Genomic DNA, 21,935 nt, shown 5'->3' on the forward strand with positions numbered 1-21,935 from the left:
GTGCCCGAGCTGCCCGAGGTCGAGGTCGTCCGCGCCGGCCTGGAGCGCCACGTCGTGGGCGCCCGGCTCACGTCCGTCGACGTCCTCCATCCCCGCCCGGTCCGGCGCGACCCGCGCGGACCATCCGGCTTCGCCACTGTCCTGACCGGCCGTCGGGTCGAGGGCGCGCGGCGCCGCGGGAAGTACTTCTGGCTGCCGCTCGACAGCGGCGACGCCCTCCTCGGCCACCTCGGCATGAGCGGTCAGATGCTCCTCCAGCCCGTTGGCGCGCCGTACGAACGGCACCTGCGGGTGGTCTTCGGACTGGACTTCGGGGGGTTTGCTGGTGCTTCGCGGGGTTTGCAAACCCCGACAAGTGCAGGAATCCCCGGTCGACCGGGGATTCCTGACGCGACCGAGCTCCGCTTCGTCGACCAGCGCATGTTCGGCGGGCTGTCGGTGTCGACCGGGGGAGCGGAGCTTCCGCCGGAGATCGCCCACATCGCACGCGACCCGGTCGACCCGGAGTTCGACGACGACCTGTTCGTGGCCCGGGTGCGGAAGCGGACGTCGGGCATCAAGCGGCTGCTGCTCGACCAGGGTCTGATCTCCGGGGTGGGCAACATCTACGCCGACGAGGCGCTGTGGCGGGCGCGGCTCCACGGCGAGCGGTCGGGCGACCGGCTCAAGCGCGCCCAGGTCGTGGAGCTCCTCGCGCACGTCCGGGGCGTGATGGGGGAGGCGCTCGCCCAGGGCGGGACGTCCTTCGACGCGCTCTACGTCAACGTCAACGGCGAGTCGGGCTACTTCGACCGGAGCCTGTCGGCGTACGGCCAGGAGGGCGAGCCCTGCGACAGGTGCGGTACGCCGATCCGGCGGGTCGCCTTCATGAACCGCTCGTCGTACTTCTGCCCGCGCTGCCAGCCCAAGCCACGCGCCCGCCGATCCTGACTGCGTGGCGGATCGCCGCCATGGCGGTGCCCCGTCATCGCGACCACTTCCGGGCGGTGGTCGCGGAGCGATAGACACCGTGTCATGCACCCCCTCTCGCGCACTGCGGCGGCGCTCTCGGCACTGGCGATCACCCTCACCGCGGTCCACGTCCCGGCCCACGCAGACCCGACCCACGCAGACCCGACGCAGGCAGGCCCGTCCCCCCAGCAGCACCGGTCCGTCCCGCCCTCGAAGGTCACCGTCACGCTCGTCACCGGCGACGTGGTGACCGTGCGGACCCAGGAGCAGGGCAGCCAGCTGGTCGACGTCGAGCGCCCGCGTGACGCCCGGGGGAGCTATCGGATGCAACAGGTCGGCGGCGACCTCTACGTCATCCCCGACGAGGCGGTGCCGCTGCTCGGGGCGGACCTGCTGGACCCGCGGCTCTTCGACATCACCGACCTCGTCGCGATGGGGTACGACGACGCGCACCGCGACTCGGTGCCGACCATCGTGACCTACGGCGCGACCGGCACCAGCCGCGCGCAGCACGCGGCGCCGCGCGGCAGCACGCTCGTGCACCGGCTGCGCTCGATCGACGGCTCGGCGCTGAGCGCGGACAAGGACCGCGCCCGCACATTCTGGGAGGCGATCGCCCCCGAGCTCGACCTCACCGACCCGACGCCGCGGCTCGACGGCGGCCTCCAGAAGGTCTGGCTCGACGGCCAGGTCGAGGTGCAGGGCGACGGCGTCTCCCAGATCGGCGCTCCGGAGGCGTGGGCCGCCGGCTACGACGGGACCGGCGTCACGGTCGCCGTCCTCGACACCGGGATCGACGCCGAGCACCCCGACTTCGAGGGGCAGGTCGAGAAGACCGAGAGCTTCGTCCCCGGCGAGGCGGTCGCGGACGTCAACGGCCACGGCACCCACGTCGCGGGCACCATCGCCGGCACCGGCGCGGCCGCGGACGGCAAGCACCGGGGTGTCGCGCCCGGTGCCGACCTGATCGTGGGCAAGGTGCTCGGCGGTGCGGACGGTCACGGCCAGGACTCGTGGGTGCTGGCCGGCATGGAGTGGGCGGCGCAGTCGGGCGCGGACGTCGTCAACATGAGCCTCGGCGACACGACGGTCTCCGACGGCAAGGACCCGATGTCACAGGCCGTGAACGCCCTCTCGGAGCAGTACGGCACGCTCTTCGTCATCGCCGCCGGCAACGCCGGTCCGGAGTCGATCTCGACGCCCGGCGCAGCGGCCGACGCCCTGACGGTGGGCGCCGTGGACAAGGCCGACCAGCTCGCCGGGTTCTCCAGCACCGGACCGATCTTCCACACCAGCGCGCTCAAGCCCGACATCACCGCCCCGGGCGTGGACATCACGGCCCCGCGCTCGCAGGACATGCCCGAGGGCTCGGGGATGTACCAGACGTTGAGCGGCACCTCGATGGCCACGCCGCACGTCGCCGGTGCCGCCGCGATCCTCAAGCAGGAGCACCCGGCCTGGACGGGGCAGCAGCTCAAGGAGCACCTGATGAGCAGCTCGCTCGGGCTCGACGCCGGCTACTCGCCGTACGACGTGGGCACGGGGCGGGTCGACGTCGCCGCTGCGATCAGCACCGACGTGCGCAGCACCGGGTCGCTGCTGCTCGGCAACTTCGACTGGCCGCACGAGCCCACCGACGCTGCCGTCACGAAGAAGATCCTCTTCACCAACACCGGTGACGCGCCGGTCACGCTCGACCTCGCGATGACCCAGAACGGCGCGGCGTTCACCCTCGGAGCGTCGTCGGTCACCGTCCCCGCGGGCGCCGTGCGTGGCGTCCCGGTGACCGGCGACCCGGCTGCGGTCGGGTTCGGCCGCTACACCGGCTACGTCGTCGGCACCGACGCCGCGACGGGCGAGGCGATCACCCGCACCTCGCTCGGCATGGTCAAGGAGGAGGAGCGCTACGACCTCAAGATCAAGCTGGTCGGCCGCGACGGCGCGCCGGGCGCCGGGTGGGTGGGCGTCTCGGCCACCGGCGACCCGTACCCGTGGTCGGCGTACGTCGACGGCGAGACCACGATGCGGATGGCGCCGGGCACCTACCTGGTGTCGACGTACCTCGACGTCCAGGGCGAGACGGCCGACCGGTCCGGCCTCGCCGTCATGGTCGACCCCGAGACGGTCCTCGACCGCGACCGCACCGTCACGCTCGACGCCCGCGACGCGCGGCTGCTGACCACGACCGCCCCTCAGGTGACCGAGGACCGGCAGCGCAAGGTGGACTTCCAGCTCGTCGACGGCACCGGCCTCGAGGTGCGCAGCGCCTACCCGGTCGCGCCGACGACGGACGACGTCTACGTCCTCCCGACCGACCCGGTGTCCGACGGCTCCTTCATCCTGACGACGCGCTGGCGCAAGGGCGAGCCGCTGCTCGGCCTGACCACGGCCGACGGCAGCGGTCGCTTCGACACGATCGTGCAGGCGGGCAGCCCGCTGCTGACCGTCCGCGAGCGGCCGGCCACGGTGTACGCCGGCGACGGCGCCGCCTCCGACTACGCCGGTCTCGCCGCTCGCGGTCGGCTCGTCGTGGTCGACCGCAGCGACGCGGTCAGCCCCGAGGAGCGCGCCGCGGCTGCCGCGGAGGCCGGGGCCGCGGCACTGGTCGTGGTCAACGACGGGCCTGGCGGCCTCCTCGAGTACGTCGGCGCGGCGACCATCCCGGTCGCCTCCGTGCACCGCGACCAGGGCCGCCGGTTGGTCCGGCTCGCCAAGGCCGGCCGCCGGGTCGCTCTCGACGCGGACGCCTACACCGACTACGTCTACGACCTGACGCGCGACTACCCGGACGCCGTGCCGGACCGTCCGCTGACCTACACGCCGACCCAGCGCCAGCTCGCGCGGATCGACGCGCGCTACTACGCCGTGCACGCCGACGAGGGGATGGGCTACCGCGGCGACCTCACCCTCACCCCGACGCTGGGATCGCAGGAGCGGGAGTGGCACCCGGGCAAGCGCACCGAGTGGGTCACCCCGGGCCAGGTCTGGGTGGAGTCCCACGCCCAGAACATCACCGGCACGCTCCCGTGGGAGGTCGTCTCCGACACCAACACCTACGCCGCCCGCACCACGACCCGGCTCGACTGGTTCCGTCCGGCCGTACGTCCGGCCTTCGGCGACGCGTTCGCCGTGCGGCCCTCGCGTGCCCAGGACTACATGACGTGGAACGTCGAGGCGTGGAGCTCGTACAGCGACGTGCTCGACCTCGGTGGCTACCTGCCCTGGGGCGAGACGCCGACGGACACGTGGGTCTACCAGGGCGACACGCTGATCCGTCACAACCAGTACAGCACCGACATGCAGTGGGAGGACGTGCCGGCGGGCGACAAGCCCTACCGGGTCGTCCTCGAGGCCTCGCGACCCGCGAAGGTGTTCCGGCTCTCGACGAGCACCCGCACGGAGTGGACGTTCCGGTCCGACACGGTCGACTCGGACTACTTCGAGGACTTCTCGGTGCTGCAGCTCGACTACGCCGTGGAGACCGACCTGCGCGGCGACGTCAAGGGCGGCCGGAGCCACCCGATCGCCGTACGCGCGACGCCGTCGCAGCACGACGTTCCGCTGCCCGCGGCGATCGGCAAGGTCACCCTCGCCGTGTCGTACGACGGCGGCGACTCCTGGCGCACCGTGACCCTGAAGGGCGACGGCGGCTGGTGGCGGGGCGCGATCACCCCGCCGGCCCGGCGCGGCTTCGTCTCGCTCCGCGCCTCGGCGAAGGCTCCCGGCGGCTACAGCGTCGAGCAGGAGATCACCCGGGCGTACGGCGTGCGGTGATCAGCTGGGTCCCACCTTCGCTGGTCCTCCCTACGCCGGGGCCACCTTCCACCGGCTCCGCGGCGGGGCGCATACTCTCCCCGCCGCGGAAGCCGAGAGGACGGGGGTCGCCCATGCTGGAGTCGCTCGGCATCGCGCCCGAGGTCGAGGTGGTCTACCGCGCCGTGATCGGCGCGCCCGGCTCGACGGCCGACGGCCTCGCGGACGCCCTCGCCGTGCCCGGGGCCGAGGTCGAGGCGGCGCTGGACGCACTGGTCGAGGTGGGACTGGTGCTCCCCGACGACGACGGGACCTTTCACGGAGCGCCGCCGGCGGTCGCGCTCGGGGCGTTGATCACCGAGCAGCACCAGGGGCTGCGCCTCGCCGAGCAGGCGCTGGCCTCGCTCGCCGAGCAGCACCGCTCGGCGGTGGCGGGGCGGGGCATCAGCGACCTGATCGAGGTGGTCACCGGCCTCGACGCGATCCGGCACCGGTTCCAGCAGGTGCAGCACGCGGCGGGGGAGGAGCTGCGGATGTTCGTGACCTCGCCGTACATCGCCGTCCGGCCGGGGGAGAACTCCGCGGAGCCGGCCGCCCTCGAGCGCGGGGTCGGCATCCGCCTGGTGATCGAGCAGGCCGTCCTCGCCGAGCCGGAGGGCACGGCCGAGGCGATCCTGTCCCTGCGTCGCGGCGTCCGGATCCGGGTGGTCGACCGGCTCCCGATGAAGCTGGTGCTCGCCGACACCGACCTGGCGCTGGTGCCCCTCGAGGTCGCGCCGGGAGGTGAGCCGGGCGCCGTGCTGCTGCAGCGCAGCGGACTGCTGTCCGCCCTCGACGCGCTCTTCGAGGCCCTCTGGACCCGCGGGTACCCGCTCGAGCTCGCCGCCCTCGAGGAAGGTGAGATGTCGCCGTCCGACATCGAGACGGACGGCCCGAGCGAGCTGGACCGCCGCATCCTGGGGCTGCTCCTCGCCGGCCTCACGGACCAGGTCGTCGCCCACCAGCTCGGCATCTCCCTGCGGAGCCTCCAGCGCCGGCTGCGCCGCCTGCAGGACCTCGCGGGCGTCGACAGCCGGATGCAGCTGGGGTGGTACGCCGCGCGGCACGACTGGGCCTGAGCCGGCCGCAACGGGCGCGGCCGCGCCCTTACCTACTGTCCGCCGTCCCATGCGTGACTCGGTTTGACCCTCACGGCGAGAAGTGGGACTCTTGGAGACGGCCCATCCGGGCCCTCGCATTTCCCCACCGGAAGGCTCACTTCATGGCCAAGGCGCTGATCGGACACCTGAACAGCGACCTCCGCGACCCCCGCCTCGCCGTCGAGAACGCTCGGCTGCGCAACCGGGTCGCCGAGCTGGAGTCCCTCGTCCTCCGTCTCAGCGAGGAGAACGACAAGCTGATGTCGGCACGTGCCGCCGAGATCCTCACCGCCGATCAGGAGATGCAGCCGGCCTGAGGCCGCGCATCCCTCTTTCCGCCGGCGGCGGGAAGACGGTGGCGCCCCGAAGTCCGGTGCTGCCCCCAAAAGCAGTGGCGCACTCGCCCCTCGCTGACTAGCGTTCTGCCCTTGTGAGCAAGATCCTCGACGCCGTCGCGCCCCCTCGCCTCGGCCGCGGATTCCGATGGCTCCTCGCGTCGTCGTGGACCTCCAACCTGGGTGACGGCATCGCTCTCGCGGCCGGTCCCCTGCTGATCGCCTCCGAGACGCGCTCACCGCTCCTGGTCTCGATGGCGGTGCTGCTGCAGCAGCTGCCCTGGCTGCTCTTCGGCCTGTACGCCGGCGCCATCGCCGACCGCGTCGACCGGCTGCGCCTCGTGGTGGTCGCGGACCTGCTGCGTGCTGTCGTGCTGGTCGCCCTCGGCGCCACGATCCTCACCGACGTGGTGAACATCGGCGTCGTGCTCGGGGCGCTCTTCCTCATCGGCACCGCCGAGGTCTTCGCCGACACCTCCACCGGCACGCTGATGCCGATGCTCGTGCAGAAGCGCGACCTGGGCATCGCCACGGCACGGCTCCAGACCGGCTACATCACGCTCAACCAGCTCGCGGGCGCCCCGATCGGTGCCGCCCTGTTCGCGACCGGTCGGGCGTTCCCCTTCGGTGTCCAGGTCGTGGGTGTGCTGCTCGCGATCGTGCTGGTGCTGCGGATCTCGCTGCCGAAGGGACCGGTCCGCGACGTCGTCGACACCCACGTCTGGCACGACATCGGCGACGGCGTCCGCTGGCTGCTCGCCCACCCGCCGGTGCGCACGCTGACCCTGGTGATCCTCACGTTCAACATCACCTGGGCCGCCGGCTGGTCGGTGCTCGTCCTCTACTCCCTCGACGTGGTCCACCTCGGCTCGGTCGGCTTCGGCCTGCTGACGAGCGCCGCGGCCGTCGGCGGGCTGGCCTCGACGGTCAGCTACGGGTGGCTGGAGCGGCACGTGCCCCTGGCCACGCTCATGCGGGTGTGCCTGCTGCTCGAGGTGGTGATGCACGCCGCGCTCGCGCTAACCCGGCAGGGCTGGTTGGCCCTACTCATCCTGTTCGTCTTCGGGATGTACGCGTTCGTCTGGGGCGCGCTCTCGGCGGCGATCCGCCAGCGCGCCGTCCCCACGGAGTACCAGGGGCGGGTCGGCTCGGTCTACGGCGTGGGGGTCTACGGCGGGATCGTCGCGGGGAGCGCCCTGGGCGGCGTCATCGCCGAGCACTGGGGCCTGACGGCGCCGTTCTGGTTCGCCTTCGTCGGCTCGGGGATCACCCTCGCGCTCGTGTGGCGCCAGCTGGGCCACATCGCCCACGCGGACGAGGCGGCCCAGCACGACGACCCTCTCGACGGGGTCAGTGCAGCGCCTCCTCCCGCGCCTTCAGCGGGAGCAGGAACGCCGCCAGGAAGCTGACGCCGTAGAGGCCCACGGCGACCCAGCTGATCGCCTGCGTGGCGTCGTACCAGCCCTGGTCGGGCAGCCAGTGGAAGAACAGCGTGCCGAGCACGGCCACCCCGAGCGCGCCGCAGAATTGCTGCATCGCGTTGAGCAGGCCCGACCCGGTGCCGACCTCGGCGTCGCTGAGGTCGGCGAGCACGATGTCGAAGAGCGGGGCGAAGATCAGCCCGCTGCCGAAGCCGGTGACGAGGAACGGGCCGGTCAGGTCCCACCCGGTCACGTCGCCGCTGCCGGCGACCATCGCGAAGTAGGCCATCCCGACGGCGGCGATCCCCAGGCCGAGGTGCAGCACGTGCCGGCCGAGCTTGGGCCCGAGGAGCGCGCCGGACAGCGCGGCGCCGATGGCCAGCCCGAGGGCGTACGGCGTCTGCACGACTCCCGCGTGGCGCGGCGTGAAGCCCAGGCCCAGCTGGAGGAAGAGGTTCATGACCAAGCCGGTGCCGACCATGGCGACGAAGAACGTGCCGAGGAAGACGATGCCGGCCACGAACCCGCGGTGGGTGAAGAGCGACGGCTCGATGACCGGGCTCTCGCTGCGCCGCTCGTTCCAGACGAAGACGCAGAAGAGGAGCAGGCCGGCGGCCATCATCACGAACGTCCAGGCTGGCCAGTCGAGCTCGCGCCCCTGCACGAGCGGGTAGATGATCGCGGCCGAGGCCACGGTGACCAGGATCGAGCCCAGCGGGTCGAGCCGGGCCTTGGGGTCCTTCGGCACGTCGGGCAGGTAGCGCCAGGCGATGTAGGTGCCCAGCACGCCGACGGGCACGTTGATGAGGAAGATCATCCGCCAGCCGGTGCCGAAGAGGTCGGCGTCGATGAGGAAGCCGGCGATGATCGGGCCGAGCACCGCCGAGAGGCCCATGATCGGGCCGAACGGGATGAAGGCCTTCTGCAGGTCCTCCGGCGGGAAGTTCTGCTTCACCATCGCGAGGCCCTGCGGGATCATCACCGCGCCGAAGAGACCCTGCAGCACCCGGAAGGTGATGAGCAGGCCCGCCGACGGAGCCAGGCCGCAGAGGAGCGAGAAGATCGTGAAGCCGGCCATGCCAGCGATGAACATCGGGCGCCGGCCGACGATGTCGCCCAGCCGGGCCGACGTCAGCAGGCCGACCGCGAAGGCCAGGGTGTAGGCCGCGAGGACCCACTGGAGGGTGGTCTCGCTGCCGCCCAGGTCGGCCCGGATCGACGGGCCCGCCAGGGTGGCGATGGTGGCGTCGAGGAGGTCCATCACGTCCGCGATGATCACCGCGGCCATGACGAACCATTTGAAGCGGTAGCCGGTCGCCTCGATCGTGGTGGACATGGGTTCTCCTGGAGCTCGATGACATTGAAGACGAACACTGTTCGTAACGAACGAACACTGTTCTAGTATCGAACGGTGTTCGTGTCAAGTACGATCTGCCCATGGCGCGGAAATCCACCACCAAGGGCTGGTTGATGCCCGACGAGTCGCGCGAAGCGCCCCCGAAGCCCAGGCTGACCCGCGACCGAATCATCGACGCAGCACTGCAGATGATGGCCGAGCAGGGCTACGAGGCGGTGTCCATGCGGTCGCTGGCCAAGACCCTCGGCACCGGACCGGCCTCGCTCTACGCCCACGTCGCCAACCGCGAGCAGCTCGACCAGCTCGTCATGGACCGGATCGGGCGCGGCCTCGACCTGCCCGTCCCGGACCCTGAGCACTGGCAGGAGCAACTCAAGCAGGCGCTGCGCGACACGCTCGCGCTCTACCGCGCCCACCCCGGCTCCGCCCGCGCCACCCTCGGGGCGATCCCGACCATGGAGGGCACCATGCGGATCGCGGAGGGGCTGATGGCGATCATGGTCGCCGGCGGCGTCTCCGAGCAGGCGGCCGCGTGGTTCTGCGACCTCAGCGCCCTCTACGTCGGTGCTGTCGCCTACGAGGAGTCGATCTGGGCCCTCCGTGCCGGCGACGCCACCGAGGAGTTCGACCACGCGGCGATGGACGCCGAGCTGCGCGGCTTCTTCGCGTCGCTCCCTCCCGACCGCTACCCGCTGCTGACCTCGCTGGCGGGGGTCATGACCCAGGGCGACGGCGACGAGCGCTTCGAGTTCGGTCTCGACGTACTCGTCGGTGGACTTGCGGCCGTGTCGGACCGCTACCGCCGGTGAGCCGATAGCCTCGGCCGCGCCATGACACCGAACGCAGCCCCGGAGGAGGCAGGCGACGGCCTGCACTCGCTCACCTTGGTCCTGTCGATGCAGCGCTCCGGCTCGACGCTGCTGGGTCGCGACATCGAGAGCCTCGGCGGGCTCGGGATCCCGCGCGAGCACCTCCGCGGACTGGACAAGCAGTCCCGGCCGCCGTCGGAGAGTGACGTGCTTCGGCGGCTGGGCGACGGAGTGGACGAGGCGGACCCGGGCGTCACCGGCCTCAAGCTGCAGGTGCACCAGGTGAGGTCGGTCTGCCGGGCGGTCACCGGAGGTCAGGTGGACGGTACCGCCGAGGCCGCGGCCGCGGTCGTCGACTGGGCGTTCGCGCGGTTCGACCGGGTGTTTCTGGTCGTCCTGGTGCGCAATGCCCTGGACACCGCGATCTCCCAGGTGGTCGTCAAGGAGACCGGCACGTTCCTCTCGACCAAGCCGGCCCTGCGCGAGGCGGGTGCGCCGCTCCCGGTGATCGAGGACGTCAACCGACGCATCCTCGACGAGCTCCAGAAGGTGCTGCGGCAACGCGCGGCGCTCCAGGCCGTTGCGACGGAGTACGCCGACAGCGCCCTCCTTGTCACCTACGAGCAGCTGACCACGGAGCTCGAGAGAACGACGGAGCGGATCATCGAGCACGCCCGGGCGCAGTCCTTCGAGCCCCGCGAGGCACACGTGACGCGGACCCTCGAGAAGCTGATCAGCGCGGAGCAGTCGGAGACCCTCCGGGAAGGGTTCCTCGACTTCCTCCGCACCGAGCCCGGTCTCTGACGGCACGCACGAACCGATCCGGGGAGATGTCCGGCTCCGGGCACCCCGGCCGGTAGGGTGAGCGGTGCCGAGCTTCCCCCGCGACGGCGCACGCCGGTCCACCTGACAGGATCGAGCGCCAGACGCGACGCATAGACAGATCCGAGCAAGGGAGCCTGGGTGTACCTGAAGAGCCTGACCCTCAAGGGGTTCAAGTCCTTCGCCTCGGCGACCACGCTGCAGCTCGAGCCGGGCATCACCTGCATCGTCGGTCCCAACGGCTCGGGCAAGTCCAACGTGGTCGACGCGCTCGCCTGGGTCATGGGCGAGGCCAGCGCCAAGAGCCTGCGCGGCGGCAAGATGGACGACGTCATCTTCGCCGGTACGTCGGGCCGACCGCCGCTCGGTCGTGCCGAGGTCGTGCTGACGATCGACAACTCCGACGGCGCCCTGCCGATCGAGTACTCCGAGGTCACGATCGGGCGCACGATGTTCCGCACCGGCGGCTCGGAGTACGCCATCAACGGCACTCCGTGCCGGCTGCTCGACGTGCAGGAGCTGCTCAGCGACTCCGGCATCGGGCGCGAGATGCACGTCATCGTCGGCCAGGGGCAGCTCGACACGATCCTGCACGCGACCCCCGAGGACCGCCGCGGCTTCATCGAGGAGGCCGCGGGCGTCCTCAAGCACCGCAAGCGCAAGGAGAAGGCGCTCCGCAAGCTCGACTCCACCGAGGGCAACCTCACCCGGCTCAACGACCTGCTGAGCGAGATCCGGCGCCAGCTCAAGCCGCTGGGTCGCCAGGCCGAGGTCGCGCGCCGCGCGGCGACCGTGCAGGCCGACGTACGCGACGCGAAGGCGCGCATCCTGGCCGACGACCTGGTCAAGGCGCGCACCTCGCTGGAGCAGGAGCTCGCCGACGAGAGCCTGCTGGTCGCCCGTCGTGAGCAGGTCGACCAGGAGATCGCCACGGCCCGCGAGGCCGAGGCCGCGCTCGAGGCCGCGCTGCGCGAGGACCTGCCGGCGCTGTCAGCGGCGCAGGAGAACCTGTCGAACCTCGGCGCGCTGCGCGAGCGGCTGCGCGGCACGCAGAGTCTCGCCGCCGAGCGGGTGCGAAACGCCGCCGGCGTGGACGACGCGGATGACGAGCAGGCCGGCACCACCCGGGATCCCGACGAGCTCGACGCCGAGGCCGAACGGCTCGCCGCCCAGGAGGCGGAGATCCTCGCGCTCGTCGCCGAGCAGCAGAGCGCGCTCGAGCAGGCCGTCGAGGCCCGCAAGAGCGCCGAGGACGCCGCGGCTCACGAGGAGCGTCGGGTCGCCGGGCTGTTGCGTGCGGCCGCCGACCGCCGTGAGGGCCTGGCCCGGCTGCACGGGCAGGTCAACGCGCTGCGCTCGCGCGCCACGGCCGCCGAGGAGGAGCTCGGCCGGCTCGAGGCGGCGCGCGCCGACGCGCTGGCCCGGGCCGAGCGCGCCCACCACGACTTCACCGCCCTGGAGACCCGCGTCGCCGGGCTCGACGCCGGCGAGGAGGGTCTGGACGCGGAGCACGAGGCCGCCGCCAGCCTGCTGGCGGACATCGAGGAGCGGCTCGCCAAGACCCGCGAGGAGGCCCAGCAGGCCGATCGCGACAAGTCCGCCCTGGGGGCGCGCAAGGAGGCGCTCGAGCTCGGCCTGGCGCGCAAGGACGGCGCGGGCGCGCTGCTCGCCGCCTCCGACAGGCTCTCCGGGCTCCTGGGCTCGGTCGCGGCCCTGGTGAGCGTGCGGTCGGGCTACGAGGCCGCCGTGGCCAGCGCCCTCGGCTCCGCGGCCGACGCGGTCGCCGTGACGGACGCCGACGCCGCCGTCGCCGCCATCCACCACCTCAAGGACGACGACCTCGGTCGTGCCGGCCTGCTGCTCGGCGGGGGAGAGGCCGACCGCAGCGGCTGGCCGACGCTGCCCGCGGGCACCTCCTACGCCGCCGACGTCGTCGAGTGCCCCTCCGAGGTGCGCCCCGCGCTGACCCGGCTGCTCCACAAGACGGCCGTCGTCGACGACCTGCCCGCGGCTCGATCCCTGGTCGCCGACCTGCCCGACGTGGTCGCGGTGACCCGCGACGGCGACGTGCTCGGCGCGCACTTCGCCGCCGGCGGGTCGCACGACACGCAGAGCCTCATCGAGATCCAGGCGGCGGTCGACGAGGCCGCGGCCTCGCTCGTCGAGGCTGTCGCCGCGAGCGAGCGGCTCGGCTTCGACCTGGCCCGGCTGGAGGGCGAGCGCGAGGAGGCCAAGCGCCGCGTCGACGTGGCCCTCGCCCGGCTCCACGAGTCCGACGCGACGCTGGCGGCCGTGGCCGAGGAGCTCGGCCAGCACGGTTCGCTCGCCCGGTCCGCGCGGGCCGAGGCCGAGCGGCTGACCGCGGCGATCACGCAGGCCGAGGCCGCTCGCGAGCAGGCCGGCGCCGGTATCGCGGAGCTGGAGGCCCGGCTGGCCTCGGCCGAGGACACCACCGACGAGGAGCCCGACACCGGCGACCAGGAGCGCCTGGTCCAGGAGGCCCGGACCGCCCGCTCGACCGAGATGGAGGCGCGGCTCGCGCTGCGCACCTCCGAGGAGCGCGGCCGTGCCCTGCACGGCCGGGTGGACCAGATGCGCAAGGCCGCCGAGGCCGAGCGCCAGGCCCGCGCCCGCGCCGCCGAGCGCCGCGCACGCCTGCTCCGCGAGGGACGGGCCGGTCGCGCGGTGGCCACCGCGGCGTCGTACGTCCTGGGTCGCCTGGAGGTCTCCATCGACCGTGCGCTGCGCGCTCGCACCGAGGTCGAGGAGTCCCGTCGTGGTCGCGAGCAGGACCTGATGGGCGTCCGCAACCGGCTGCGCGAGCTCGGGCGCGAGCACAACGAGCTGGTCAACTCCGTCCACGCCGACGAGATGGCGCGCGCCCAGCAGCGCATGCGCATCGAGCAGATCGAGGGCAAGGCGCTCGACGAGCTCGGCATCGAGGCCGAGGTGCTGGTGGCCGAGTACGGCCCCGACCAGCTCGTGCCCTTCTGGGGCGAGGTGCCCGAGGAGGTCGCCCAGGGCGAGGACGCGATCGAGCCCGAGCCGGTGCCCTACGTCCGCGACGAGCAGGTCAAGCGGCTCCGCTCGGCCGAGCGCGCGCTGTCGATGCTCGGCAAGGTCAACCCGCTCGCGCTCGAGGAGTTCACCGCGATGGAGGAGCGGCACAAGTTCCTCACCGAGCAGCTCGAGGACCTCAGGGCCACCCGCAAGGACCTCCTCGACATCGTCAAGGACGTCGACGCCCGGGTCGAGCAGGTCTTCACCGAGGCGTACGCCGACGTCACCAAGGCCTTCGACCAGACCTTCGCGCGGCTGTTCCCCGGTGGTGAGGGCCGCTTGGTCCTCACCGACCCGTCGAACATGCTCACGACCGGCATCGAGGTCGAGGCCCGGCCGCCGGGCAAGAAGGTCAAGCGGCTCTCGCTGCTCTCCGGCGGCGAGCGCTCGCTCGTCGCGGTCGCGTTCCTGGTGGCGCTCTTCAAGGCCCGCCCGTCGCCGTTCTACATCCTCGACGAGGTCGAGGCGGCGCTCGACGACGTCAACCTCGGCCGCCTCCTGGAGATCTACGAGGAGCTCCGGGAGAACTCCCAGCTGCTCGTGATCACCCACCAGAAGCGGACGATGGAGGTCGGTGACGCGCTCTACGGCGTCACGATGCGCGGCGACGGCGTCTCGACGGTGATCAGCCAGCGCCTGCGCCAAGAGTCGGCCTGATGCCGGCTGAGCGGCCGCCGCGGTCGGCGTACGTCGCCTGGGACCGCGCCACCCTGCGCTGGGCCGACATCGACGTCTACGGGCACATGAACAACGCCCGCTACTTCGAGCTCATCGACACGGTCGTCAACGACCACCTCGCCCGCGAGGTCGGCACCGACATCCGCGCGCTGCCGGCGATCGGCCTGGTGGCCGAGGTCTCCTGTCGCTACTTCGCCGAGATCACCTACCCCGGTGAGCTCGAGCTCGGCATCTACGTCGAGCGGCTCGGCAACTCCTCGATCGTCTACCGGGTCGGCATCTTCCAGGGCGCCCCGGACGAAGGCGGAGCGGTCGCCGCCGCAGAGGGCCGCTTCGTCCACGTGTACGTCGACAACACCGATCCCGCGCGACCGACCACGCCGCTCCCGGCCGAGGTCCGGGCCGCGGTCGAGCCCCTGGTGCGCTGACTCACTCGTAGATCTCGCCGACGATGCCGCCGGCGGTGCGGAGCGGGGTGAATCGTCGCGTGCCGGTGCGGGTCACCAGCCGACCGAGACCGTGGGGCGTGGCCCACCGGTAGACGCCGAGGTCGAGCTGCACGAGATCGACGCCGGGGACGTGCGTCTTGATCCGGTGATTTCCGCGCGTCATCGGCGCGACGTTGCGATCGCCGGTCTGGCCGGGTGGTCCGCCGCGATCGGGCGGCACGTAGGGCTCGGCGTGGTCGTGGTCGAGCCGGCGGTAGCCGGTGTTGGACGAGTGGGGGAAGACCTCGCCGAGCATCCGCAGCAGGGTGCGGGTCTTGACCAGCGTGGGGTGCTCGTAGGCGTTGACCGACTGGGAGTCGTTGAGGTCGATGACGGGCTGGAGCTTCACGTCGCGGTGCTTCAGCAGCTCGCAGAGCTGGTCGAGCAGCACCGGGCCGATGCCCTCGACGCGGCCGACCCCGGGCACGGCAGCGGACAGCACCAGGTCGGAGAGGAAGACATAGACGGTGGCCGGTCGCTTCGGGCGTTTCGGCAGGTCGTCGGGCTCGGTCCCGCCGTCGAGGAAGGCCGCGGCCGCGTGGGGGTTGCTCAGCAGCTCGACCGCCTGCGCCTCCAGCTCGCCGCGTGTCACCGTCTCACGCTGCTCGGGCGTGAGCGCCTCCTCGAGCTTGTCGGCGAGGTCACCGACCGTCGCCTCGAAGCCGAGGGCGACACCGGTGGGGAGCTTGCAGCTGACCTTCAACGCGCCGGGCTGGCCGTCGACCGGGTCGATCGCGTCGCCCGTGCGCGGCCGGGACACCTGCACGCCGAGCTTCGCGGCCTCCTCGGCCAGCCGCGCGCGGTGTGCCTCGATGTCGGCCTCGATCACCTTGGCCTCGGCGATCCTGAGGATCCGGGTGGGCGACTCGTCGACGGCGGCGGCGACCGCGACGTCGACCAGACCGACCGCCTCCAACGAGAGGCCACGTGACATCGACGCGACCTTGCACGCCACCCACGCGGGCAGCCGGAGGTCCTGCACGGCCGCCCAGAGGATCGGCATCCGGTGGCGCAGGTCGAGACTGTCGGCGGCCAGGCGCTTCATCGCCGACACGGTGATGAAGCGCGCGACCGCGGGCTCGCCCCAGCACAGCTCCTGGACGTGGGGAGTGCCCTCACCGCCGAGCTGGATCAGTCGGTCCCTCCCGGGAGAGTGGGAGGACGCCGGCTCCTCGGAGTGCAGGTCGGCCCACTGCAGCGCCAGGCGGAGGGCGTCGACCTCGGTCTCCCGCTGCGCGAGCGCGAGCTCCTGCGTCCGCCGCACCACCGCGGTGGCGTCGAGGTCGAGGAGGTCCGGGATCATGCGTCGAGTGTATCCGAACACATGTTCGAATACAAGCACCGCGGTCGTGCTGGTTCGCCCGCGCCCTCAGTAGCCGAAGCGCTCGTAGTCCCCGGCGTAGATCGCCCGCACCCGCTCCTCGAGGTCCGGCCGGCCCGCGAGCACGTCCTCGCGCGGGGTCGCCTTCACGTTGCGCGCCTGGACCGGCACGTCGGGCAGCCCGGCGGCCTCGCGGATCACCTCGAGGTCCTGGGCGAACGACTCGATCCGCCCGACCTGGTCGTAGTGGATGAGGTCGGCCATCACGTTGACGTGCTGTGGCCGCCAGTGCGGGTTCATCTCGGTGACCGGGTCCTGGCGCTCGAGCGCGAGCACGAAGTCGTCGAGGCTGACCGGTCGCTCCTCGTCCGGCTCCTGGCCCAGCGCGACCTGCACCTCCGAGCGCCAGCCGGTCGAGCCGACGATCTTGTCGAGGTAGGCCGACTGGAATCGGCGCAGCGGGTCGCGCACGAACGTGAAGCGGTAGGCCCCGCCCGACAGCATCCGCGCGACGCGACGGCGCCCCAGGTCGCGGACCTTCGGCAGCCGGTTCTGCTTGTGGACGTTGTCCGGGCTGAAGTCGTGCTCGCCGGTGTGCAGCCGGTCGAGCCACAGCAGCACCGTCGAGCAGGCGGCCTTCGGGTTCTTGACGTAGACGATGCCGTGCTCGGGCAGGGCGTGGAGGTGGTAGGCGAGCGGGCGGTGCGGGAAGTACTCCCGCATCTGCGCCCAGGTGACCGCGGGCGCGGCGGGGTCGGGGTCCACGGGCTGCGTCATCGTCGCGCCAGCCTACGGGCGAAGATCCGCCGGGCGGCGCGGGCGCTCACCTTCCGCCGGCGGCGGGCCTCCTTCTCCGCGATCCGCCGGATCGCCGGGTGCTGCGCCGCCGGGACCTCGAGCAGCTCCAGGTAGTGGTCGAGCCGTGCGGGATCGAGGCGCTGCTCGGTCGTCGTACCGTCGGTCTTCCGGCCGCTGCCGAACAGCGCGCGCTCGCCGAGGTGGTCGCGCGCCACCTGCTCGTTGCTCGCGGCCCACCGCGCCATGAACCGGTCGAGCTCCTCGCTCGGGAGGGTCAGCACGGGTCCGGTGTCCACCTCGCGCAGGCGTACGACGTGGTGGTGGTTGCCGAACAGGCCGGGCCGCTCGCCCTCGTGCTGCACGCGGTAGAGGTTGAGGATGCGCAGCAGCTCGATCGCCTCGGCGCCGAGGCTCTCGTTGCGGGCGTCGGTGTGCGACAGCGCGCTCGGGTCGACCGCCATCCCGGCCGCGTCGAGGAAGTCGCTCACCAGGTCGCCGCCGACCATGCGCTCCCGCTCGAACCGGCGCACCACGAACGCGTCGGGCTGCAGCCCGGCCCAGGTCGCGAGGCGCAGGCTGTAGTCGTAGGTCCCGGTCCAGTCCTGCTGCATCCAGGTGGTCAGCGGCGTGGTCTCGCCCATCTTCACGACCTGCTGGTAGCGGCTGACGAGGTGGTCGTCCTGCCGCCGCAGGTAGACGACGAGACGCACGCTGCCGTCGTACCTCCCGAGCAGGCGGCGCATACGGGTGACCGCGCGGTCGCTCGCGACGAACAGGCCCTCGTCGGAGAACACCACGCCGTCGACCTCCGAACCGTCGAGCTCGTGGTCGAGACGACGACGGAACGTACGGCGGAAGACCGCGGGCTCGCCGGGCTCCCCGGTCAACCAGTCGGGGTGCCGGACCAGCTCGTCGTCGGGACGGACGAAGAGCCCGAGCCGGGTGTGTCGGGCTCGGCCCGGGGTGCGGGGGTAGATGAAGCCGGCCGCGCGGAGCGCCTCGGCGTTGCGGCGCAGCATCCGCTGGATGGTGCTCGTGCCGGTCTTGCCCGAGCCGATGTGGAGCACCACGTCGCGGGTCATCCCCGCGCCTCCCGCTCGGCGATCGCCCGGATGGCGGAGCGCTCGGCCGCGGGGACCTCGAGCAGGTCGAGGTACTCGTCGAGGCGCGCCGGGTCGAGCACCTGCTCGGTCGTGGTGCCCTCGCGCCGCCGCGCGGACCCGAACAGCTCGCCGTCTGCCCGGTCGAGGAACTCGCGGGCGACCCCCGCGTTGCTGGCCTCCCAGCGCTCCTGGAACCGGTCGAGGTCAGCGTCGGGGAGGGTGAGCACCGGCCCGTCGATCGCGTGCAGCCGCCGGGTGTGCTCGCTGTTGATGATGAGGCCGGCGCGGGCACCGCGGTGCTCCACGCGGTAGAGGTTGAACAACCGAAGGATCTCGACCGCCCCCGCGCACAGGCTCTCGTTGCGCCGCTCGGCGGGAGCCAGGCTCGTCACGTCGACCTCGATGCCAGCGGCTTCGATGAAGTCCTCCACCAGTGATCCGCGCACGAAGCGCGCCGGCTCGAAGGTCCTGACGACGAAGGCCGCTGGACCGATGTTGGCGCGCCACCGGGAGAGATGGTCGTAGTAGTCGTACATGTAGTGCAGGTCCGATGACGCCCAGTCAGCCATCCGGGCGATCCCCCCGCCCTTGACCACCTGCTGGTAGTTGCTGGAGAGGTGATCGTCCTGGCGGCGGAGGTAGATGAGGATGCGGACCGATCCTCCGCGAGCGTCGGTGAATTGGCGCACCCGCTCGACCGCGGCCGCGTTGCGGCGGTAGAGGCCTTCCTCGGAGATCAACACCCGGCGTACGGCGGGGGTGAGCTCACGCCGCAGCCGCCGGCGGACCCGGCGCCGGAACTCCTCCGGGTCGAGGTCTGCGTTCCCCGCCCGCAACCACTCCGACGACCGGACCAGCTGCCGGTCGGGCAGCACGAGGAAGCCGAACTTCAGGTGCCGCTGGTTGCCGAAGGCCCGGGGGTAGAGCGTCCCGCCCTCGGCGAGAGCCTCGCGGCTGTGGGCCAGCACCCCCTGGATGGTGGTGGTGCCCGTCTTGCCGGTGCCGATGTGGAGCACGGTGTCGACGGGGCGGGGCACGGAGCAATTCAAGCACTCCGGAGCCCGCTCAGTGGCCGGAGGCCTCGCGTTCGGCGATGCGACGCAGGTCGTCGTGCATCGCTGCGGGTAGCTCCGCGAGGTCGCGGAAGTGGTCGACCCGCGCTGGGTCGAGGTACTGCTCCGCCGTGGTCAGGGTCGACCGCCGGTCAGCGCTGAAGAGCACCTCATCGCCGAAGTGCTCACGCGCGACGGTCCGGTTGGGGATCTCCCAGCGCTCCATGAAGGTGTCGAGCAGGGCGGGAGCCAGCGTCAGAGCCGGACCGGGTGGGTGTACCCCCAGCCGGTCGACGAGGCGCGTGACCAGGGCGTGGCGCTCGACGGACTGACCGGTCTCACCTCGGTGCTCGGCCAGGTAGAGGTTGTAGATGCGCAGGAATTCGACGGCCTCGGCGTCCAGGCTCTCGTTCCTCCGCTCTACCGGAGTGGCGGGCACGCCCGCGATGTCTGCAGCGGCCAGGAAGTCTGCCTCGAGCGAGCCGTCGACGAATGCGGTCGGCTCGAACCGGCGTACGACGAGCTGCGCGCCGCTCATCTCGCGACGCCAGTGCGAGAGGCGTCGTGCGTAGTCGTAGGTCGAGGAGCGGTCTCGGGTCGACCACTCGGCGAGCCGGCTCGTCTCGCCGACCTTCACCTGCTGCTGGTAGTAGCTGATCAGGTGGTCGTCCTGGCGCCGCAGGTAGACGACGAGCCGCACCTGACCGCCCAGTCCGTCGACGAAGGCGCGGAGCCGCTCGAGTGGCGTGCCCGAGAAGCCGTAGAGCGCCTCGTCGGAGAACAGCACCCGGGGCAGCCCCGCGTCAGCGATCTCGGCCAGCAGCCGGCGGTGCACCCGCCGCCGGAAACGTTCGGGCGACTGGGCCTTCATGCGCCGCCAGGCCGGCATCCTCTCGAGGTCCTCGTCGGTCCGGAAGGACAGGCCGAAGCGGGTGTGCCGGACCGGTCCCGGGCTCGTCGGGTACAGCACTCCCGCGTCCGCGAGCGCCTCCCGACTCAGCCGCATCAAGTGCTGGATGCTCGTCGTGCCGGTCTTGCCCGTACCGATGTGGAGGGTCACGTCGATCCGCTCGGGCACGTGATCATGTTAAGACCGCCGGATCTGCATCCAACCGCCGCCGTGAGTGATTACACTTGATCCAGCCGACTCTCGTCGAGGGCTCGGTCGGGGGCGATGGACAACGGGGAGAGGGAAGATGATGCTGCGGCCTGCCTTGAAGACGGTGCGCTCACGACCTGGTTGGAGGCTCGGCCTCGTCGCCGCGGTCGCGGCGTCGCTCGGCTTCACGCTGTTGCAGCCGGCGAGCGGTGACGCGGCCCTCCCCACGGGAGCGCCCAGCGACACCGCCGCTGCGGACGGGGCCGAGGGACTCGGCTTCGCGGTCCAGCTCGGACCCGAGCAGCGCGTCATCGGTCCGACCGACCAGGGCGACAACCCCTACTTCTCCGAGACCCGCAACGGGAAGCTCTACGGATACTTCGGCACCAGCCGGACGGTCGAGTGGCGCTCGAAGGCCAACAAGCGGCTCTCCCACCCGCGGGTCATCATCGACCGCGGCCTGCCGGGCAAGTTCGACGACTGCGGAGCCTGGCTGAACGGGTCGATCCAGAAGTACGGCCGCCACTGGGTCGCGTTCTACCACTCCGAGGGCAGCACAGGGGGGCACGGTTGCGACCCCTACGGCAAGACCAACGTCGACCGGATGGCGATCGTGGAGTCGACCAATGCCGGTCTCACGTGGCGTCGGCCCAACTACCCCAACAACGTGGTGCTCGCCGGCGAGGGTGCGACAGCCAGTCACGGGCTCAGCAACGCCAACGGTGGGCGGGTCGTCAGGATCGGCGAGTACCTCTACATCTTCTACCGCACCCGCGGTGAGCGGAACGGTGCCAGCGGCATCCACATGGCGCGCGCCCTGGCGAGCGGCTTCGGGCGTCCCGGCACGTGGAAGAAGTACTACTGCACCTCGCCGGTCATCGGCACGCCGGTCTGCAGCTGGAACCAGGACGGGATCGGCGGCAAGTCGACCCCGATCGGCGGACTGAGCGAGAAGAGCCGTTTCGTCATCTGGAACGCCGCGCTGAACCGGTGGATCGGCCTCGACGCGAGCGGCAAGCAGGGCTTCCGGATGTTCGCGTCCCAGGTGGGCAGCGGTGCCACGGACGACGCCCGCCAGTACAACGCGTTGTTCGACGACCACGGCTTCCCCATGAAGTGGGCAGGGTCCGAGGACGTCTACCCGCTGGTCTCCACGGAGAACGACAAGTACGTCGACCAGTGGGGCGGCACCGTTCGCAACGCCAGGTCCAAGCAGCTCTACGCCTACCCGTCCCTCGGCGGCCTCCAGGGCCAGAGCTGCTGCACCGGCAGCTCGTTCTACATCTACTACGTGAAGCTCTTCCCGGGCGACAAGTTCACCAAGCGCTACCTCTTCCGTCGCGAGGTGAAGGTCATCGCGACGGACCAAGCGCTGAACCGCGTCGAGCTAACGACGTACAAGAACCGCAAGGGCAAGCGGTTCTCCTCCACCGAGGCGCCGAAGTCGAAGTCGTACAAGCGGCAAGGGGCAGTCGGCTACCTGCTCGCGCACGGCGAGGTAGCGGGCTGGAAGCAGGTCTTCGACTGCACGCGCAGGGGCGACCACGCCCTCTACGCCAACAAGTGCAAGACGGGGTGGAAGCCCTATCGCCGCGTTGGCTTCGTGTACCCGCAGAAGACCACCACGGCCAGCGTCGCGGTCTACCGCTGCTACGCCAAGAAGAGCCACTACGCCTCGAGCAGCCGCGGCTGCGACGGCGGCAAGCGTGAGGCGCGGCTCGGCTTCGCGATGAAGGGCTTCTAGCCTGG

Annotated in this window: 16 protein-coding genes; 10 read left to right on the forward strand and 6 right to left on the reverse strand. The window is 71.6% G+C overall.

Annotated elements, in window-relative coordinates; all coding sequences use genetic code 11:
- The 5 genes from mutM to ACAX67_RS08825 all read left to right on the forward strand — a co-directional run bounded on the left by mutM (position 1) and on the right by ACAX67_RS08825 (position 7,587).
- A complete protein-coding gene (mutM, locus tag ACAX67_RS08805) occupies positions 1-930 on the forward strand; it encodes a bifunctional DNA-formamidopyrimidine glycosylase/DNA-(apurinic or apyrimidinic site) lyase (protein ID WP_370703430.1) in 930 nt (309 codons plus the stop codon).
- A gap of 84 nt (positions 931-1,014) precedes the next feature.
- A complete protein-coding gene (locus tag ACAX67_RS08810) occupies positions 1,015-4,725 on the forward strand; it encodes a S8 family peptidase (protein WP_370703431.1) in 3,711 nt (1,236 codons plus the stop codon).
- Positions 4,726-4,838: 113 nt separating this feature from the next.
- Entirely contained in the window at positions 4,839-5,822 is a 984-nt protein-coding gene (locus ACAX67_RS08815) for a TrmB family transcriptional regulator (RefSeq protein WP_370703432.1), read from the forward strand.
- 143 nt (positions 5,823-5,965) lie between these two features.
- On the forward strand, positions 5,966-6,160 hold the full coding sequence (locus ACAX67_RS08820) for a hypothetical protein (RefSeq protein ID WP_370703433.1): 195 nt from the start codon (positions 5,966-5,968) through the stop codon (positions 6,158-6,160).
- Between the two features lie 113 nt (positions 6,161-6,273).
- Complete coding sequence (locus ACAX67_RS08825) at positions 6,274-7,587, forward strand: MFS transporter (RefSeq protein ID WP_370703434.1); 1,314 nt, start codon at positions 6,274-6,276, stop codon at positions 7,585-7,587.
- Here ACAX67_RS08825 and ACAX67_RS08830 read toward each other — a convergent pair.
- A complete protein-coding gene (locus tag ACAX67_RS08830) occupies positions 7,529-8,935 on the reverse strand; it encodes a DHA2 family efflux MFS transporter permease subunit (RefSeq protein ID WP_370703435.1) in 1,407 nt (468 codons plus the stop codon). The genes ACAX67_RS08825 and ACAX67_RS08830 overlap by 59 nt on opposite strands.
- 101 nt (positions 8,936-9,036) lie before the next feature.
- On the opposite strand from ACAX67_RS08830, the gene ACAX67_RS08835 reads away from it, so the two are divergent.
- The 4 genes from ACAX67_RS08835 to ACAX67_RS08850 all read left to right on the forward strand — a co-directional run bounded on the left by ACAX67_RS08835 (position 9,037) and on the right by ACAX67_RS08850 (position 14,753).
- Positions 9,037-9,765 carry a TetR/AcrR family transcriptional regulator gene (locus ACAX67_RS08835; protein WP_370703436.1) on the forward strand — a complete coding sequence of 243 codons (729 nt, stop codon included), beginning with the start codon at positions 9,037-9,039 and terminating at the stop codon, positions 9,763-9,765.
- A gap of 21 nt (positions 9,766-9,786) precedes the next feature.
- Complete coding sequence (locus ACAX67_RS08840) at positions 9,787-10,569, forward strand: hypothetical protein (protein ID WP_370703437.1); 783 nt, start codon at positions 9,787-9,789, stop codon at positions 10,567-10,569.
- 159 nt (positions 10,570-10,728) lie between these two features.
- Positions 10,729-14,304 carry a chromosome segregation protein SMC gene (gene smc, locus ACAX67_RS08845; protein WP_370703438.1) on the forward strand — a complete coding sequence of 1,192 codons (3,576 nt, stop codon included), beginning with the start codon at positions 10,729-10,731 and terminating at the stop codon, positions 14,302-14,304.
- A complete protein-coding gene (locus tag ACAX67_RS08850; RefSeq protein ID WP_370703439.1) occupies positions 14,304-14,753 on the forward strand; it encodes an acyl-CoA thioesterase in 450 nt (149 codons plus the stop codon). The genes smc and ACAX67_RS08850 overlap by 1 nt, the downstream gene beginning before the upstream one ends.
- A 1-nt stretch (position 14,754) precedes the next feature.
- Here the strand turns inward: ACAX67_RS08850 and ACAX67_RS08855 are convergent, their stop codons facing one another.
- The 5 genes from ACAX67_RS08855 to ACAX67_RS08875 form a co-directional block, all read right to left on the reverse strand.
- Positions 14,755-16,116 (reverse strand): hypothetical protein, encoded by a 1,362-nt coding sequence (locus ACAX67_RS08855; protein WP_370703440.1) that lies wholly within the window; start codon positions 16,114-16,116, stop codon positions 14,755-14,757.
- Between the two features lie 66 nt (positions 16,117-16,182).
- Positions 16,183-16,911, reverse strand: coding sequence for a sulfotransferase family protein (locus ACAX67_RS08860; protein WP_370703441.1), 729 nt, complete (start codon positions 16,909-16,911; stop codon positions 16,183-16,185).
- The gene (locus ACAX67_RS08865; protein ID WP_370703442.1) at positions 16,908-18,014 is read right to left on the reverse strand and encodes a hypothetical protein; all 1,107 of its coding nucleotides are present in this window, start codon (positions 18,012-18,014) and stop codon (positions 16,908-16,910) included. Before ACAX67_RS08865 ends, ACAX67_RS08860 begins: the two co-directional genes overlap by 4 nt.
- Complete coding sequence (locus ACAX67_RS08870; protein WP_370703443.1) at positions 18,011-19,072, reverse strand: hypothetical protein; 1,062 nt, start codon at positions 19,070-19,072, stop codon at positions 18,011-18,013. Before ACAX67_RS08870 ends, ACAX67_RS08865 begins: the two co-directional genes overlap by 4 nt.
- 28 nt (positions 19,073-19,100) lie before the next feature.
- A complete protein-coding gene (locus ACAX67_RS08875; protein ID WP_370703444.1) occupies positions 19,101-20,165 on the reverse strand; it encodes a hypothetical protein in 1,065 nt (354 codons plus the stop codon).
- Between the two features lie 145 nt (positions 20,166-20,310).
- Between ACAX67_RS08875 and ACAX67_RS08880 the strand changes: the two genes are divergently transcribed.
- Positions 20,311-21,930: a hypothetical protein gene (locus ACAX67_RS08880; RefSeq protein WP_370703445.1), complete on the forward strand. Its 1,620-nt coding sequence runs from the start codon at positions 20,311-20,313 to the stop codon at positions 21,928-21,930.
- The last annotated feature ends 5 nt before the right edge of the window (positions 21,931-21,935 follow it).

Origin of the sequence: Nocardioides candidus (genome assembly GCF_041321175.1) — a bacterium.
Taxonomy (GTDB): domain Bacteria; phylum Actinomycetota; class Actinomycetes; order Propionibacteriales; family Nocardioidaceae; genus Nocardioides.